This is a genomic window from Chryseobacterium sp. Mn2064 (genome assembly GCF_049319685.1).
GTDB lineage: Bacteria > Bacteroidota > Bacteroidia > Flavobacteriales > Weeksellaceae > Chryseobacterium.
This window is the reverse complement of sequence record NZ_JBMOUE010000006.1, coordinates 205,994-223,781: the sequence shown is the minus strand read 5'-3', so window position 1 is coordinate 223,781 and position 17,788 is coordinate 205,994. Positions and strand designations below refer to the sequence as shown.

19 protein-coding genes are annotated in these 17,788 nt (G+C 36.3%); 11 read left to right on the top strand and 8 right to left on the bottom strand.

The features are described 5' to 3' along the window. Positions 1–7 precede the first annotated feature (7 nt). The 11 genes from ACL9RH_RS20660 (at position 8) to ACL9RH_RS20610 (ending at position 7,891) form a co-directional block, all read left to right on the top strand. Entirely contained in the window at positions 8–547 is a 540-nt protein-coding gene (locus ACL9RH_RS20660) for a 3-oxoacyl-ACP synthase (RefSeq protein WP_422695224.1), read from the top strand. Between the two features lie 87 nt (positions 548–634). Next, on the top strand, positions 635–892 hold the full coding sequence (locus tag ACL9RH_RS20655) for a phosphopantetheine-binding protein (protein WP_047381552.1): 258 nt from the start codon (positions 635–637) through the stop codon (positions 890–892). An 84-nt stretch (positions 893–976) separates the two neighbouring features. Beyond that, entirely contained in the window at positions 977–2,176 is a 1,200-nt protein-coding gene (locus ACL9RH_RS20650; RefSeq protein WP_422695223.1) for a beta-ketoacyl-[acyl-carrier-protein] synthase family protein, read from the top strand. Further along, entirely contained in the window at positions 2,173–3,234 is a 1,062-nt protein-coding gene (locus tag ACL9RH_RS20645; RefSeq protein ID WP_422695222.1) for a beta-ketoacyl synthase N-terminal-like domain-containing protein, read from the top strand. Before ACL9RH_RS20650 ends, ACL9RH_RS20645 begins: the two co-directional genes overlap by 4 nt. A 39-nt stretch (positions 3,235–3,273) precedes the next feature. After that, on the top strand, positions 3,274–4,029 hold the full coding sequence (locus tag ACL9RH_RS20640; protein WP_422695221.1) for a polysaccharide deacetylase family protein: 756 nt from the start codon (positions 3,274–3,276) through the stop codon (positions 4,027–4,029). After that, positions 4,022–4,648: a LolA family protein gene (locus ACL9RH_RS20635; protein WP_422695220.1), complete on the top strand. Its 627-nt coding sequence runs from the start codon at positions 4,022–4,024 to the stop codon at positions 4,646–4,648. Before ACL9RH_RS20640 ends, ACL9RH_RS20635 begins: the two co-directional genes overlap by 8 nt. Beyond that, the gene (locus tag ACL9RH_RS20630) at positions 4,614–5,249 is read left to right on the top strand and encodes a hypothetical protein (protein ID WP_422695219.1); all 636 of its coding nucleotides are present in this window, start codon (positions 4,614–4,616) and stop codon (positions 5,247–5,249) included. The genes ACL9RH_RS20635 and ACL9RH_RS20630 overlap by 35 nt, the downstream gene beginning before the upstream one ends. Before the next feature lie 7 nt (positions 5,250–5,256). Next, positions 5,257–5,856, top strand: coding sequence for an outer membrane beta-barrel protein (locus ACL9RH_RS20625; protein ID WP_422695218.1), 600 nt, complete (start codon positions 5,257–5,259; stop codon positions 5,854–5,856). A 4-nt stretch (positions 5,857–5,860) separates the two neighbouring features. After that, positions 5,861–6,241, top strand: coding sequence for a 3-hydroxyacyl-ACP dehydratase (locus tag ACL9RH_RS20620; protein WP_422695217.1), 381 nt, complete (start codon positions 5,861–5,863; stop codon positions 6,239–6,241). Further along, on the top strand, positions 6,238–6,714 hold the full coding sequence (locus ACL9RH_RS20615; RefSeq protein WP_422695216.1) for a hypothetical protein: 477 nt from the start codon (positions 6,238–6,240) through the stop codon (positions 6,712–6,714). The genes ACL9RH_RS20620 and ACL9RH_RS20615 overlap by 4 nt, the downstream gene beginning before the upstream one ends. Positions 6,715–6,718: 4 nt before the next feature. Beyond that, positions 6,719–7,891: a DUF2062 domain-containing protein gene (locus ACL9RH_RS20610; protein ID WP_422695215.1), complete on the top strand. Its 1,173-nt coding sequence runs from the start codon at positions 6,719–6,721 to the stop codon at positions 7,889–7,891. A gap of 72 nt (positions 7,892–7,963) precedes the next feature. Here ACL9RH_RS20610 and ACL9RH_RS20605 read toward each other — a convergent pair whose 3' ends face one another. From ACL9RH_RS20605 to fabG, 8 genes are all read right to left on the bottom strand, one after another. After that, complete coding sequence (locus ACL9RH_RS20605) at positions 7,964–10,612, bottom strand: T9SS-dependent M36 family metallopeptidase (RefSeq protein WP_422695214.1); 2,649 nt, start codon at positions 10,610–10,612, stop codon at positions 7,964–7,966. Between the two features lie 201 nt (positions 10,613–10,813). Continuing rightward, entirely contained in the window at positions 10,814–11,179 is a 366-nt protein-coding gene (locus ACL9RH_RS20600) for a hypothetical protein (RefSeq protein WP_422695213.1), read from the bottom strand. Then, a complete protein-coding gene (locus tag ACL9RH_RS20595) occupies positions 11,176–12,861 on the bottom strand; it encodes a C45 family autoproteolytic acyltransferase/hydolase (protein WP_422695212.1) in 1,686 nt (561 codons plus the stop codon). The genes ACL9RH_RS20600 and ACL9RH_RS20595 overlap by 4 nt, the downstream gene beginning before the upstream one ends. 10 nt (positions 12,862–12,871) lie before the next feature. After that, positions 12,872–14,389 (bottom strand): phytoene desaturase family protein, encoded by a 1,518-nt coding sequence (locus ACL9RH_RS20590; protein WP_422695211.1) that lies wholly within the window; start codon positions 14,387–14,389, stop codon positions 12,872–12,874. A gap of 172 nt (positions 14,390–14,561) precedes the next feature. Next, positions 14,562–15,446: a lipid A biosynthesis acyltransferase gene (locus tag ACL9RH_RS20585; RefSeq protein WP_422695210.1), complete on the bottom strand. Its 885-nt coding sequence runs from the start codon at positions 15,444–15,446 to the stop codon at positions 14,562–14,564. 108 nt (positions 15,447–15,554) lie between these two features. Then, positions 15,555–15,809, bottom strand: a complete 255-nt coding sequence (locus ACL9RH_RS20580; RefSeq protein ID WP_422695209.1) for an acyl carrier protein — start codon at positions 15,807–15,809, stop codon at positions 15,555–15,557. A gap of 4 nt (positions 15,810–15,813) precedes the next feature. After that, positions 15,814–17,034, bottom strand: coding sequence for a beta-ketoacyl-[acyl-carrier-protein] synthase family protein (locus ACL9RH_RS20575; RefSeq protein ID WP_422695208.1), 1,221 nt, complete (start codon positions 17,032–17,034; stop codon positions 15,814–15,816). Between the two features lies 1 nt (position 17,035). Continuing rightward, a complete protein-coding gene (gene fabG, locus ACL9RH_RS20570) occupies positions 17,036–17,767 on the bottom strand; it encodes a 3-oxoacyl-ACP reductase FabG (RefSeq protein ID WP_422695207.1) in 732 nt (243 codons plus the stop codon). Positions 17,768–17,788: the final 21 nt, after the last annotated feature.

The window sequence follows — 17,788 nt, the reverse complement described above, 5'->3', positions numbered from 1 at the left end:
GAACACCATGAAGAAAACCGCTACCGTTACCATAGAACATTCAAAAATAACAGTCGATGGAGCTCTTATTTTCGAAAGCCCAAGCGAAACCTTTCAGGAATTTGCCAAAGAAGCCTATAAAAATTTAGAGCTCAATTATCCAAAATTTCATAAAATGGATAGCCTGAGCAAACTGGCCTTCCTTGCTGCTGAAACAATTTTAAAAAATGATGACCATAGCAGAACAGCTATCGTTTTTGCCAACAAATCATCCAGTCTCGATACCGATTTCAAATATCAGGAAAGCATCAATGACAAGGAAAACTTTTATCCAAGTCCTGCAGTCTTTGTTTATACATTACCTAATATTTGTGTAGGAGAAATCAGCATTAAACATAAAATGCAGACAGAAAACGCGTTCTTTGTTTTAGATGAATTGGATGAAGAATTTCTAAACAATTATTCTGAGCAAATTCTCCAGTCCGGAAAAGCAGACCAAGTGTTATGCGGCTGGGTTGAATTATATCAGGAAAATTACAAAGCTTTTGTATATTTGCTAACCTTATAAAAATGTAACGATCTAACAATGTAAAAATGTAACAATTTTAGATATTGCTAAACTGTTGCATCAATACATTGGTAAATTAATTAAATTATGGAAAACTTAAAAACAGAATTGAAGCACAAAATTATTGAAGTACTAAACCTTGAAGACGTTTCTATAGAAGAAATCAAAGATACTGATCCATTATTTGGTGGTGGATTAGGATTGGATTCTATTGACGCTTTAGAGCTTATCGTTCTTCTTGACAAAGACTACGGAATAAAATTAGCTGATCCTAAAAAAGGAAAGGAAATCTTCCAGTCTATCGACACGATGGCTAAATTCATCGAAGACAACAGAACGAAATAAATCAATATAAAAATCTAACAGTGTAGCAATGTAGCAATTATTGTCGATTGTTAGGTTGATACATTGTTATATTATTTAACTACAATGAGTCAAAAAATTGCCATAACAGGAATGGGCATCATTTCCTCCATCGGAAACAACGTGGAGGAAAATTTTATTTCTCTCCAATCCGGAAAACACGGAATTTCAGATATTCAAATGTTTGAAACCCGTCATGCCGGAACCATTAAAACAGGTGAGATAAAATTATCTAATGAAGAACTTGTACAGAAACTTCAACTTAACGAAGACAACAATGTCACAAGAACTTCTTTATTAGGAATGGCAGCCGCAAAAGAAGCGGTAGAAAGTGCCGGAATTTCGGATATCAACAGCTGCAGAACCGGTCTGATCTCTTCTACCAGTGTAGGCGGGATGGATGTCACTGAAAAATATTTCTACTCTTACGAAGATTTTCCTGAAAAGCAAAAATATATTGACGCTCACGATGCCGGAAATTCCTCATTGGCCATTGCTGATTATTTAGGATTAAAAGGTATGGTTTCTACCATTAGTACCGCCTGTTCTTCTGCAGCCAACGCGATTATGATGGGTGCCAAATTGATTAAAAACGGAGTTTTGGATCGCGTCATCGTTGGAGGAACAGATTCTCTTTCCAAATTTACACTCAATGGGTTCAATACCCTGATGATTTTGACCGATTCTTACAACACTCCTTTCGACAACGACAGAAAAGGGCTCAACCTTGGTGAAGCAGCCGCTTTCCTGGTACTTGAATCTGAAGAAATCGTAAAAAAAGAAAACAAAAAAGTCTTAGCTTATCTTTCCGGGTATGGAAATGCTAATGACGCGCATCACCAAACGGCCTCTTCTGAGAACGGACAAGGAGCATTTTTAGCGATGCAGCAAGCATTAAAAATCTCCGGATTGGCTAAAGAGGATATCGATTATATCAATGTTCATGGGACGGCAACTCCCAATAATGATTTATCAGAAGGTATTGCCATGATCAGGATCTTTGGAGAAAACCAGGTTCCTGAATTCAGCTCTACAAAAGCATTCACCGGACATACTCTTGCCGCAGCAGCCGGAATTGAAGCTGTGTTTTCAATTTTAGCGATGCAGCACAGTCTTATCTTCCCCAATTTGAATTTCAAAACGAAAATGGAAGAATTTGATTTAACGCCGGTTACCCAACTGAAAGACAAGAACATCAACCATGTACTTTCCAATTCATTTGGTTTCGGCGGAAACTGTTCAACCTTAATTTTCTCAAAGTCATGAGTGCAGTATACATCAACAGTGCAGCCTGTATCTCGGCACAGGACACTTTAAATGACCATATTCTTCAGAATCTTAGCCCTGAAAACTCTTTATCAATCATAAAGGCTATAGAACCCAATTACAAACAATTCATTCCTCCTGCAATGATCAGAAGAATGTCTAAAACGGTAAAAATGAGTTCTGTAGCTTCAACTTATGCTTTGAAAGAAGCAGGTATTGAAAAACCGGACGCCATTATTGTAGGAACCGGAATGGGTTGTTCTCAGGATTCTGAAAAGTTTCTGAAAAATGTGATTGACAATCATGAGGAGTTTTTAACACCTACTTATTTTATTCAGTCAACCCACAATACGGTAGCTGGGCAGATTGCATTAGGACTACAGTGCCATGCGTACAATTTCACTTATGTAAATACTTCTTCCTCTCTCGAATTCTCGTTTCTGGATGCTCAGCTTCAGATTAATGACGGAGAAGCTTACAATGTTCTTGTAGGTTCTACCGATGAGCAAACCGATAGAACAATGGAGCTTTACAGGTTAAATAATACCATTAAAAAAGAAGAAAACCTTCCTGTCAACTATCTGAACTCTGCAACAGCAGGAGTCGTTTGGGGAGAAGGAGCTAGTTTCTTTGTTGTAGGAAAAGATAAAACAGAAAATACCTACGCCCAACTTACTAACATCAAAATAACCAACAGGTTAGAAGTACATGAAATAACAGGTTTTATACAGGATTTTTTAGCCAAGAATAATCTTACAGCCAATGATATTGATGCCGTTATCTTAGGATTCAGCGGAGATTCAGAATCGGATGTTTATTATACTCAAGCGATGGAATTATTGCCTAACTCTTCACATTTGTACTTCAAGCATTTAAGTGGAGAATTTAACACCGCGAGTGGTTTTTCTACTTTTATGGCATGTCATATTCTTAAAGACCAGCAAATTCCTGAAATTATGATGATTAACGCTGAAAAGAAAAATGAAGTAAAAAATGTACTTCTTTACAATCATCTGGCTGGAAATGATCACAGTTTAGTATTATTGGAAAAAGCCTAATTAGCAATTTCATATCTTTAAACAACTTAAAAAATAATTGTGAAACATTATTCATTCATCCTGTTTTATCTTTTCTGTAACGTTTTTATCTATGCGTTTCAGGGGAGTTTTTGGGTGTATCTTTTTTGTTTCTTTGCTTTTTCCGCAGTGGTAGTTTGGGGTGCTTTTGCTATTGAATTGAGATATTTTGTCAACAGCATTACCCATAAACAAACGAGAACTAAAGAAATCGCTCTCACTTTTGATGACGGACCTACTGAGTTCACCCCTTTATTTTTAGACCTACTGAAAGAACATCAGGTAAAAGCAACCTTTTTCTGTATCGGGAAACAAATTGAAAAATTTCCTGAAACATTTCAAAGGATCATTACAGAAGGTCATACTATTGGTAACCACACTTTCTCTCATTCCAATTCAACCGGTTTTTTATCGGCTTCAAAAATGACTGAAGAAATTGAGAAATGTGATACTATCATCCAGCAAACAGGCAATATAAAAACGGATCTGTACCGTCCACCTTTTGGAGTTACCAATCCCAATATTGCCAGAGCCATAAAAAATACTCATAAACAAAGTATAGGCTGGAATGTACGTTCTTTAGACACGGTTATAGATGATGAAAGAAAAATCTATAAAAGGATTACCACGCGTCTGAAAAAAGGAAGCATTGTTCTTCTTCACGACACCTCTCAGAAGACCTATAATGTTCTGGCAGATTTATTAGTATTTTTGACAGATCAAAAGTACTCGACCTTTACGGTTGATTCAATTACAAATTCTAAGAAAAATGATTAAAAATATTGCTTTCGGAGCATTTTTATTAGTTTCAGGCTTATTTTTTGCCCAAAATACGGCAATGTCTGGAGCAGAGGCTAAGGCTTTTGTCACTAAAGTTTCCTCAGAAACCAAAGAGATTAAAACCTTGCAGAGTGATTTCACCCAAACAAAAAAAATGGATTTCCTGGATAAAAGCATCGTGACGTACGGCAAAATGTCTTTGCAGACTCCTAATATGCTAAGCTGGAAATACACCAAACCTTATCAGTACAGTATTGTTTTTAAAAGCAACAAAATCTTCATCAATGATCAGGGTAAAAAGTCATCGGTAGATGCTAAAAGCAAGACCTTCGAAAAGATCAATAAACTGATTGTCGGAAGCTCCAACGGAACCATGTTCAATGATCCTGAGTTTACGGTTACCTATTTCAAAAACGGGAATTTTAACGTGGCAAAATTTGTCCCGAAAACCTCTCAGCTGTTGAAATACATCAAACAAATCGAGTTGTATTTTCCTAAAAACCAATCCACCGTTTCACAGGTAAATATGACGGAAGCTTCCGGAGATACAACCAATATTGTTTTCAAAAACACCAAGATCAATGCGTCAATTCCTGCGTCAGAATTTACTTTATAGCCTTCTATTGGTATTGGCAGTTTCCTGTAAAAGTTACCAGCTTACAGGGGTAAAACCTGTTTCAACGACTGAAAAAACTGTTGAAAACCTTTACTTTTCTTCCCATGAAGATTATGTTTATAAGTGCCAGATGGATATTTATAACAATCATGTAAGCGGTATTCTGATCATCAAAAAAATAAGTGAGACCACTCATCGAGTTGCATTAACCTCTGATTTCGGAAATAAACTGATTGATTTTGAAGTTTCAGACCATGATTTTAAACTGAACTATGTACTTCCTGATCTGGATAAAAAGATTGTCATCAATTTTCTTAAAAATGATTTCCAGCAGCTTTTAAAAAGACAATATCCTGTAAGTGAAAGTTTTGAGAATGAAAACGCCAAAGTTTATCTTTCAAAAATTGATAAAAAAGGATATTATTTATTCTTCAGCAAAGAAGATCATTTACTGAAACAGATTGTTTATACAAAAAATAATAAGGAAAAAATCGATTTTACTTTTGATGCAAAAAAGCATATCTTCGCAGATAGCTTAAACCTACAGCACAGGGATTTTAAGATCAATATAAAACTATTTCAAATAACCGAAACGGAATAAATTCCACATGAAGAAAATATATTTCTTGCTTTTCGCACTCATCTCTGGTTTGTCTTTTGCACAGGTAACATTCAACCCGGGAATCAGGGTAGGTGCTAATATTTCACATCTTTCTGATGGTCCTGCTCAGGATTATTGGTATTATAATGACAGCCAGGGATATCATTATATCAACAATGTATATGATATTAAATCAAAGGTTGATTTTTATGTAGGTTTTCAGGCGAATATTCGTTTTGCAAAATTCTACGCCCTTCAACCGGAGGTCTATTATACCCGTCAGGGGGGTAAGCTTGAAAGCAAAACCCCGGGAATTGATTCTAAAACAGTAAGTCTTTCTTATGTAGGTGCAGCCGTTGTTAATAAATTTTATATTGATAAATTTAACCTTCACTTCGGCCCCACTTTGGAGATTTTGACAGACCATAAAGAGATTGATCACCCTACAGATGCAGATCTTGGGTTATTATTTGGTGCTGGATACGACATTACAAAGAATATTGGTGTAGAAGCCAGAGTAAAAAAAGGATTTGTACATATTTTCAATGATCATACGAATGTAACATTCCAGGCAGGAGTTTATTATACATTTAATCTAAAAAAATAAAAGCATGCAAAGCATTCTTACAGATTTTTACACTTTAACATCGCATGAGAAAGCTGAAGACGGAAAGTTTACGGCTTACATTCATTTAAATAAAGACCATGACATCTTCAAGGGTCACTTTCCGGGAAATCCTGTTACTCCAGGAGTTTGTATGATGCAGATCATTAAAGAACTTACGGAAGAATTTCTAGGTACAAAATTGTTTCTGAAGGCAGCGTCGAATGTAAAATTCATGGCGATTATCAATCCTTTTGAAACACCAGATCTGGTACTTCAACTTGATATTGATGAGAATGGTGAAGATGTTAAAGTAAAGAATACTACATCTTTTGGCGAGACTATTGCATTGAAATTGTCTGTAAGCTATAAAAAAATACCATCATGAAACTTATCTTATCATTCGTAGCAGCATTTATTTTTTTATTTCAATCTGATATTGAAACGCTGAGAAACAGCTATGCCAAGGCCAATGAGTCTAATGCCAATACCCAAACCTTTATTGAAACAGCAGAAAAACAATCCGGTTCGGATGCGGTTACTTTAGGGTATAAAGCAGCGGCAAAGATCATGGAAGCAAAAATTGCCAAAAGCAATAGAAAATCTCTTGTGAAAACCGGAGCTACAAGCCTGGAAGGGATTATTAAAAGTAATCCTAATAATGCTGAACTTCGTTTGATCAGATTAAGTGTTCAGGAAAACATTCCTAAAATTGTAGGCTACCGTGGCAGTCTGAAAGATGATAAAGCATTCCTTCTGAATAATTACAGCAAGCAGAATGCAGCATTAAAAAATTATATTAAAAGGTTTGCTATGCAATCCAAAACTATTACAGAGGCTGAAAGAGCCACTTTAAAATAAAACAATGTCTCTTGCTGAAGTACAAAATGCAATTTCTGAAACGAAAATCTGTGTTTTAATCCCTACTTATAATAACGAGAAAACTCTGAAAAGAGTGATTGACGGTGCTCTTGATTACACCGCAAGTATCATTGTGGTGAATGATGGCTCAACTGATTCTACCCCGCAAATTCTTTCTCAATATCCGCAAATAACAGTCATTACCTTACCGGAGAACCGAGGGAAAGGAAATGGCCTTAAAACGGGATTCAGAAAGGCAAAAGAATTGGGCTATGATTATGCCATTACAATAGATTCTGACGGTCAGCACTACCCAGATGATCTTCCTGTATTTGTGGAAGCTTTGATGCAGGAAACAGAAGATGTACTTCTGATCGGTAACAGAAATATGTCTCAGGACGGAATTCCGAAAAAAAGCAGTTTTGGAAACAGGTTTTCCAATTTTTGGTTCTGGTTCGAAACGGGAATCAAGTTGGATGATACCCAATCCGGATACAGACTTTACCCTTTACATAAAATACCGAAGAAATATTTCACACCCAAATTTGAGTTTGAGATAGAAATCATTGTAAGAACTGCATGGAGACATGTTCCTGTAAAGAATGTTCCGATAAAGGTTTTATATGATCCGGCAGAGCGGGTTTCCCATTTCAGGCCTTTTAAAGATTTTACAAGGATCAGTATTCTGAATACTATTTTAGTAACAATTACTTTACTGTACATTATTCCGAGAAACTTTGTGAATAACTTCAAAAAAAAAAGCTTTAAAAGATTCATAAAGGAAGATGTGCTGGAAAGTGACGGTAGTAATCGTACCAAAGCATTTTCTATTGCTTTAGGCGTATTTATCGGGCTTTCTCCTTTTTGGGGATTTCAGACGCTTCTTGTGATCAGTCTTTCCGTTCTTTTCAAACTGAATAAAGTACTTTCATTTGTGGCATCCAATGTGAGCCTTCCCCCTTTTATTCCTTTCATTATTGCGGCTTCTTTATTTTTAGGAGCTCCCTTTGTACATGGCGACAGTAATATTCTCAGCCAGGATTTGAATTTTGAACTTATCAAAAACAATCTTCTGCAATATATTATAGGAAGCTTTATCCTAAGTACAACTTTATCGGCATTATCCGGTATTGCTATTTTTCTTTTTCTGAATAAGGTAAGTCCTGAGAATAATTAATTAAAATCTTATAAAAAAGGCCCTGAAACAAAATGCTTCAGAACCTTTAAAACTAATTATTATTACTCTTTATTATTTCGAAACTATAATCTTCTGAGTATAGTCAATCGAGTTGTTGTTAACTTTTACAATATAAGCTCCATTGATAAGGTTGGCAGCACTAATTGTAGTTTGTTTGTTAAGGTTAATGCTCTCCTGTGAAATAAGCTTACCTGTGAAATCATAAATAGAAACAGTTGTAATTCCTGATAAGTTCACATTCGATGGCGTTTGAATAGTAAATTCATTTCTTACAGGATTCGGATAAATTGAGATTCCTTTAGAATTCTTAACTTCATTCACAGCCAGTACTTGACAATCAGAAGGTACAGTAAAATCTTCAACCTGATCACTCATTTCCGCTAAAGGTTGGTTAGCTCCAAAAGCTAAACCATTAAGAGCTCCTGCCGATGCATTTACTCCTAATCCTCTCTTAGCAAATGTATTCCAGATAAGACATTTGTTAGCACCATTAGTACTTGCCTGATCAGCTGCTAAAATAGCATCTCTACCCTGTACAAAGGTTGGATTACATGGTTGAAGTTTAAGAGCATCCATTACTAATTGTAATACTTTAGCACTACCACTGTTAGGATCAGCTAATACGTTGCTGTTATATCCATATTTTTCTACATATTTCCAGTTAAGATCCCAAAGCATTGAAGCCCAAATAAATCCGATACTGTGAACGTCTGGTACAGTTACTGCAATTCCTGAAATACTTGTACTGATTTTCATCCCGTTTGTTCTGCCATACGTATAGTTATTAACAGAGAAATCTGGGGAATATTTTGCTGGTCTTATACCCAAACCTGTAGTTGATTGTCCGGAAACATAAGTTCCCATTCCTCTTGCAATATCAGAAGTATCACCAGGTCTGGTGGTCATCATCAAAGCAAAGAAATCAGACCATCCTTCTCCCATCTGTTCATTAGATGAAATATAAGAAAGACAAGAGCTGCCAGTTCCGGTAAGTCGGTTAGTAATACCGTGGCCATACTCATGGCTGATTACTCCATTATCTAAACTTGCATCTTTATAAACAGCATCTGTTTTCAATGAAGCATTTCCAACAATACCATTTGTTAAATCATTCACTAAGAACTGCCCTTCTGATAAACCAACCATAATGGTAGGAATCGTAATTGTAGCATCTGTTCCTCCTAATCCAACAGGCGTATTACTAGCCGGGTGATATTGTATTACTCCTACAGCACCTGCATTTTGTAAATTCTTAGTTTTTACTGCAAAAGCACATCCTGCAGCAGTCACAACAGCAATTTTTCCTGTAAGACTTCCTGCAGCCACAGCAGTACAAGCATCGGCCGGTACAGAAAGAGCCAGGTCACCTGTTACAGGAGCACTTCCCATAATCTGCGGACCAAAATTGGCCGTAGCAGCTGCAGGAGTTCTTGCGATGTATGTTGATGGTGAATTATAGTAAAGATATCTTGCATTGGTAGGTGAAAAAAGGAACATCTGCATTCTACCACTTGTTCCTTCTACTCCAGGATTAAAGTTGGCATTATTAAGACCACTACCATCTCTTGATTCGGAAAGAACAGGGTCGTTTCCTACTCCTCCATTTCCAAAATTATTGGTCTGATAATTTCTTGCTGATTCTGTAAATCCGAATTTATAGAAAACATCATGCATTTTATTCGTATTATAGAATAAATTGGTTACCGCTGCTGAAGTATAAGTAGTATGTGCAGCCGTTATATCCAATGGAAAGTCAAATGCTCTGTTTGCACCTCCATCTGGAGAAAACTGTGGCAAATTGGTATTCGCTTCATCGGTATAAGCAAAAGCATTGTTCCCTCTTGTTATTGTATAATGGTTGGTACCATCAGAATGCCAACCTTCCGGAGACGCTGTAAGATCCCAAGGATTGGTAAGTAATGTTCGGCCTCCAAAAGTTGGAGCTTCAGTAGGAAAAGCAAATACATTATAAGTAGCGTTATCCGGAGATAAAACAAAATTTGCCTGATTTTTTAATACCGAAGTATTTACATTTTGAGGTAAAGTTGCTGCTGGAAGAGATAGATCACTCAAAGAATTTCTAAAAGTCTGATGAACATAAGCATCTTCATGGAAGTCGCAAGAAAGTGTTGTATTTTCCTGATATAGAACAGATCCATCTTCTGCATTTACAATGGTACTCCACACATTGCTTGTTCCTTTTTCTTCTATATTAACCTGATAAGCTAACAGCAGTTCTCCTCCTTTTGCAAAGTAAACCGGATTGGATTGGATTGGAGATTCTTTTCCATCAACGTTTTTTACAGTAGACTGCCCGTTCAGTTTTTGAATTGTCTGTGCTATTAAAGCATCTTTTCTTCCACTTTCTTTCCCTTTAATTGCAGAAGGATACACCTTAACGAATGTATCTGCAAAGCTTAATACTTTTCCTTCTCTGATTAAAACATTAGCAGAACTTCCAAAAACAGGAATACCATTAATAGTCTGCTGTATTCCCACAACATCTCCTTTCAGACTCGCTGAAGGGTCTACATTGATGATTTTAAAAGATTTCAGTTCCGGATTGATTCTTTGAAATGCACTCTGGCTGGAATTAACGTAATCTTTAATTGCCTGCTCGTATTTTTGTGCTGAAAGCGCACCTACGCTAAATAGTGAACAAAACAACAAAAGCTTAACACTAAGTCGAATTTTTTTCATAGTTTTCTTTTTATCAAATATTAATATCCATTTTTCAGTTAGTAGAGAAATAATCAAAAATGTTACACTATTTCATGAAAATTATCTAAAATGAATATCATATCAATTAAAAAAATCTATTTAACATTGAAATTTAAAAAAACTACAAATAGCTAAATTTCTATTTATGAATAAATTAAACTATATCATCTAAACTGATGATTATTTATAAACAACGTCGGCAAAAGATAAAGGTCCCATCAAAACAGTGACAAATATGGCAAGAATCACCAAAGCCAGCTGCGTGATATGATAAATCTTTTCCCGATCTTCTTCTTTGATTTCAAAAGTAAATTTGATGCTATCCGGTTTTCTGATAATAAGCCATATAAAAATTAGGATAATGAGATTAAGCAATATGGGCAAAAAGAGAAAAATTTTACTACCATAACTGTCTTTATTGTTACCATAACTGTGGATAGGGATAATATCAGGCACCTTACTGTATACCGTACACAGATATATAGAATAACAGATAATAATAACAAAAGGAATGCTAAAAAGCAGCTTTATATGTTTAGGAATCATTTCAATTTATTTACGGTTTTCTTCAGGTACTTTTCTACGTTTTTCTTGTCGGGAACTGTAGTAATTTCCTTAGTAAGAGATTTCTCAAATTCGGTTTTGGCTTTGGAATATTCTTTTTTATTAAAGTAATATTTTCCTGTCATGTAATACGTTTTCCAAAAATCTGGATTTAAAGACTTGTAATGGGGCAGAAAATCATCGGTAAGAATCTCTCTGTTATCAATAGCATCTTCCAGTTGTGTATTAAGATTTCGATACTCCTGATAATTTCTAAATTCCTGAGAATCTGCAAAAGGATCTCTCTCAACATTCAGTCCCGATTTTGAAAAGTCATTAGGCTGTAAACCATTATCAGAAAAGATCTTATTAAGATCATAACATACAAATTCGCCCAACTGATAAGGATTTGAAGAAACCCAAACCAACTTTTTCTCAGGAGAAAAAATAACAGCATGATGAGCCAGAAGCTGGTTCAGCGCTTTTTCGTTGCCATACCCAATCTTTTCATCCTTTAATCCTGATCTGTTTCTTAAAATAGATGCCATTTTCTCAGGATTCAGTTTCGGTTCTTGCTGCAAAAGCTCCTGAAGTTTTTCATATCGGTATTCAGAATGACTTTCTTCTTTATGTTTCTGATTTCGTTTATCTTCTTTATAGGGCTCAGACTGGAAATGGTTCGTACAAAATATTTTACTCGTGTTTTCTACTCTATACACACCGAAATTCTTAGGCGATACTTCAATGATTACTGCATTTTTATCTGCTGCACTGCCTACAAGAATAGATTCTGAAACAAAAACCTTTCTTTTTTTAGCAATAGCAATAGCTTCTTCTATATTTCCGGCATATTGTAAAATTTCTCTTGTTACAAGGGAAATAGGCGTTTTGGCTGTTAAAGGAATCTTTGATTTTCCGGCATTGATGGTCACTGTAATCCCTTTTTTATTCATTCCGGATACCACGCCGATCATTCCCGGCCAACTTACAGACATATACGGAATTCCTCCTTCCGGCTCTACAAATTCTACCAGTTTATTTTGCGCAAAATCATCACCCACATAAAAATCGAAATTCCTTCCGATCAGCAGATCACCATCTTCCGTGTTTTCGTTCCAAACTGCTAATGAAGAACATCCTACCATTGCTAAATCCTGCATGGCATGTCCAATATCATGAGCCCCATGGAGATAAAGATTTCTTAAATATTTAGGCGCAATAAAATCGTACTGGTCAGATGAATATTGTGCTAAACCATATAATTCTGCCTGATAATCTTCTCTTACATTCAGATACATTTTTCTGTTGTACCATTTCAAAAAGCCTCTTAACAGCTTTTGCTTGAATTTTGAAGGAACAAAACCTTCTACTTTTGAAAAGAAAATTCCTTCCTGCTTCTGCATCAGACTTTGTGTCAGTGCCCCATTATTATATCCTAGCTGTAGAGGATTTCCTTTAATGTAAAGTTCCCAAAGCTGTTGCTTGTTCTTGGTAAGAAAATTCTGTCGGTAGCTAAACGTTGAGTCATTAATTTTACTGACTGTTGGTACTTCAAGAGTATATTTTTTTACCTCAGGAATATGATGAACAGATTTAGAAACTCCACACGAGAGTAATATCAGAGAGCAAAATGAGTAAAGAACGAATCTTTTATGATATAAATAATTGGTTTTAGTTTTTTTCACTGGGATGGTGTTAAATCATTTCTCTCAATCGGTTATCAATCGTGTCTTTTCCTAAAATTTCTGCACAGGTATTGAAGGCCCCGATGGTTACCCCTAAAATTCCGTGCATATTCACAGTCTGCCCGGTAAGGAACAGATTATCAATTTTGGTGCGTGGAGAAACCATTGTTTTAAGAGGATTTTCTGAACTTTTCATGTAACCGTACATATTTCCATCAAAATTACCGATATAATCCCGATAAGACAGTGGAGAGGATGTATAAATATTTTTGATCGCATGTCTGAGATTAGGAATTCTCTTCTCAAGAGCTTCAATCATTTTTTCGGTTTTTTCAAATTTAAATTTCTCATATGCTTCTCCTCTTTCGTGTTCATTAGCAACTGTATTGAACGTATTTGCCCATTCTTTAACCTCATCAAAATCCATATAAGAGATAGCGGTAAGGCTTTCTGCAAATCCAGGATGATGTTTTGATGCTGTGGAAGATAGCATATAGGTTTCCGGCCACAACTTTTTATTATATTGGAAGGCATTCCAAACCAATTCTTCGGATGAATAATGGTAAATATTATAGTTGAAATTGGGTAAACTCTCAGGTTTTAAAACCAAATAAATACTGAAACACGAAGAAACCGGTTTCCAGCTCATTACTCTGTTCAGAAAAGATTTTTTCAGTCTTTCTTCTCCAATTAATCTGATGGTCGAACGGATCTCAATATTTGAAATAAACTGTTGGGCTGAATATATTTTTCCAGTCTTTGTTTTTACAGAGGTCAATGTATTGTTTTCATTAAATACAAATTCTGAAACCTCGGAATGTTTGTGTACTTCTGCCCCATATTTTCTAAGCTTTCGAATCAGCAGTTTGGAAATTTGACTTCCTCCTTTTACACACTTGTAAGCACTTTGAATATAAGAATTTACCGTTAAAGCATGAACATAAAAAGGTACATTTTCCGAATCTCCGGCGTACAGAAAATTGGATCCTAATAAAACGGATTGCAGTTTTTTATTGTGGGTAACAGATTCTATGAATCGCTTTGTATTGAGGTGAAGAATCTCTTCGTTGTAGTTATCATGTCCTACTACATTATATCTTGGAAACTGGCTGCAGACGTATTGTATTTCTTCACAATAGTTCTCAAGATTTTCTTTTTCTTCAGGGAAATATTTTGTAAGCTGCTCTACAAAGTTCTGATATCCCTGTGCATGAGGATATTCTATTTCATCACCTTCAAAGCTTACCCTATCGTAGCCGTCATCGTCCATTTTCTGAAGTTCCAGATCGTCCATAATCTCCAGATAAGAGAAAAAGCGGTTCAGGTTCTGCCCTTTTGAAAGGCCTCCCAAATAATGAACTCCGGTATCGAAAATAAGTTTGTCACGGGAAAAGGTTTGAAGATTACCGCCATACTGGTTATTTTTTTCCAACACGCACACCTTCATGCCTTCTTTCGCCAAAACAAGAGCCGAAACAAGACCTCCCAATCCGCTGCCGATTACAAGTATGTCATAGTCTTTCTTCAAAAGTGGTTGTGTTTTATTAAGAGATTCTGAACTTAAGAGATCTGAAAATTATTCTGATATCCGCACAAACGGAAATATTATTTAGGCAATACCATTTGGTGGTCTTAAATTCTGTGGAAATCTTAATGGTTTTTAGCTTTTTCGTTAGTTTTTCGGGGTAAAAATAGAAAAATTAATCAATATCATCCCAAAAATCGAAATAATTAAACCATTGAAGCGGATATTTTTTGATCATTGCCTCCAGATTCTGAACATAAGACTGCAGCAATCCTTGGGAATCTCTGTTTTTAATATTCTGTGCTACTCTTGCATATAAGTGATAATGGAGATTATCTTCTTTCATCACATATACATACACAACGGGAACACCTAATCTTGAAGCGATAAGAAAAGGTCCCGCAGGAAATTTTGCACTTTTCCCCAGCAACTCAGCCTCAAGAGACTTAGATCCTTCAAAATAACGGTCTCCAGTAAAGCAGATCAGCTCATTGTTTGATAAAGCCTGATTGATCTCGAAAATGTGAGACACGTCGTCTTTTACATAAATGAATTTGATATTGCTTTTTTTAACGGATACGCTTTCCAGATATTCTTTAATTACGGTTACTTCCTGATCTGTGGTTACCAGGTTGATCTGGCAGTCGAAATCGATATCGGCAAAAAAATGTTCTGCCACTTCAAAATTTCCGATGTGAGCACTGATGAGAACCCCGCCTTTTTTGGCTGCCAAAAGATTTCTGAGATTTTCAATACCGTCAAATTCGTAGGTATATTTTTCTCTCAATCCTGCAGAAATAGCGGTTTTGTCTATAAGGACTTTTCCGAAGGTAAAATAGCTTTTAAAGATGGAAGCTTTTGCTTTCCAGTAGTTATAGTTGAGCCTTTTTTGGAAGTAATAAAGGATATACTGGTTACTCTTCTTCTGAAACAGCGAGTAATAGGCGGCTACAAAGTAAAGCACACCATATGAACTTCTGATGCCGATATTTCTAATACACCAGACGAATATTCTGTATCCTAATACCGTCCCTTTAGATTTACCTTTCCATTTGTTCATAAATACAATTTATCAATATACCAATGTAACAATCTCTTCTGGCATCTTCATGACGCTGTAATGATCATTACATTGGTACATTTTATAGAATTAAGATTTATTCAATAACTAAGCATTTTTTTCAGCAATCTTATTTTCAATCGTTGTGTAGAAATCGTCGAATGTCACCATTTTCTTGAAATCGGCCTCCCCTAATTTCACTCCGAAATTGGATTCAATCACCACCACCATGTCGATATAGTCCAGGCTGTCTAAACCTAATGTTTTTTTAAGGTTAGCCTCATTGCTGATTTCGTCTCCGTCTACTTCGAATTCATTGACCAGAAAATCGTTAACGATGGCCACAATTTTTTCCCTTTCCATGTTTTTAATCAAATTTTTTAACTATTAATGCAGAATTGGTTCCCCCAAACCCAAAAGAATTCGACAAAAATACATCAATTTTTTGATTTTTTGTTTTCGGGACCAAATTTATCTTTTGAGCCTCATTATCAGGGTTTTCCAAGTTGATATTGGGTGCTACAAAATCGTTCTGCATCATCAGAATAGAGTAGATAACTTCACTTGCGCCAGCCATCCAACATTCATGTCCTGTCATAGATTTGGTAGAACTTACGGGAACTTCGCTTCCGAAGATCTCGTAAATGGCTTTGGCTTCATTGGTATCTCCAATTGGGGTAGACGTTGCGTGAGCATTGATATAATCGATGTCCGAAGCCTTTAATCCTGACTGCTTCAAGGCTCTGTCCATTGCCAATGCCGGCCCGTCTACATTAGGAGTAGAAATGTGTCCTCCGTTTGAAGAGAAACCATAACCGATAATTTCCGCAATAATAGGCACTCCCCTTCTTTGGGCAGATTCTAAACTTTCAACGATCAGGGTTGCAGCTCCACCACTGGGAATCAGTCCGTCTCGATCTGAGTCAAAAGGTCTTGAAGCCTTTGTTGGTTCATCTTCTCTGGCGGAGAATACTCCTAATCCGTCAAAGCTTGCCATGGAATATTTGTTGGTTTCCTGAGCTCCACCGCAGATAATCATATCCTGAAAACCATTCTTGATCATCATATAGGCAAGTCCTAAGGAATGTGAACCGCTTGCACAGGCAGCACTAATCGTAAGATTGATCCCTTTCAGCTTAAAAATGGTGGAAAGGTTCATCGTTACTGTTGAATTCATTGACTTGAAGATCGCTCCCGATCCCATCAATGTTGTATCTTTTTTTTCTCTTGCTATATCAATAGACTCTACTACTGCTTTGGAAACACTGTCATTTCCGTATAAGATTCCTACTTCATGAGAATCTAAAAATTCTTCATCCAGATTGGCCTGTTTTAAAGCATCAATGGTTGCCAGATAAGCATATTCGCTTTCTTCCCCCATACTGATACGCTGACGTCTGTTTAAAAGATTTTTAAGCTCCGGCTTTGGAACAACTCCTGTCAGGCCTGATCTGAAACCAAATTCTTTTCTTTCTTCGTCTAAAACAATACCGGATTTTCCTTGATATAGGGATTCCCTGACCTCTTCTAAAGACGTCCCGATGCAGGAATAAATTCCCATTCCGGTAATTACAACCCTATTTTCCATATTATGAATAAATTCCTCCGTTAATGTTGATCACTTCTCCTGTAATATAGGACGATTTTCTAGAGGCTAAAAATGCAACCAGATCTGCCACTTCTTCTGCTTCTCCGAATCGGTTGGCAGGAATCATTGCCTTCAGTTCATCTTCATTGAAATCCTGGGTCATATCTGTTTTAATGAAACCTGGAGCCACAGCATTTACGGTAACATTTCTTTTGGCTACTTCCTGTGCAAGAGCTTTTGTTGCTCCTACCAAAGCTCCTTTTGCTGCAGAATAATTGGTCTGACCTGCCGTCCCTTTTACTCCGGAAACGGAAACCATATTGATGATTCTTCCGTATTTGTTGCGAAGCAGTTTTTGGATAAAGAAGTTGGTTACATTGAAGAACCCGTCAAGGCTCGTATTAATTACGTTATTCCAGTCTTCTTTCTGCATCCACATAAAAAGACCGTCTCTAGTGATTCCGGCATTATTAACAATCACTTCTACTACAGCATCAGGGTTATTTTCCTGCCATGCTGTTAAAACACTTTGTGTTTCTTCTGTATTTCCTACATCAAATTTAAGAATTTCTCCTGTAGCACCTAATTCTTCCACTTTAGCCAACGTTTCTTTAGCTGCCGTTTCATTTGAAGCGTAGTTGATGAGGATGTGATAGTTTTTTTCTTCAGCCAGTTTTATACAGATTGCCCTTCCGATTCCTCTGGAGCCCCCTGTTACAATTGCACATTTCATGCGTTAGTGTTTATATCGTTT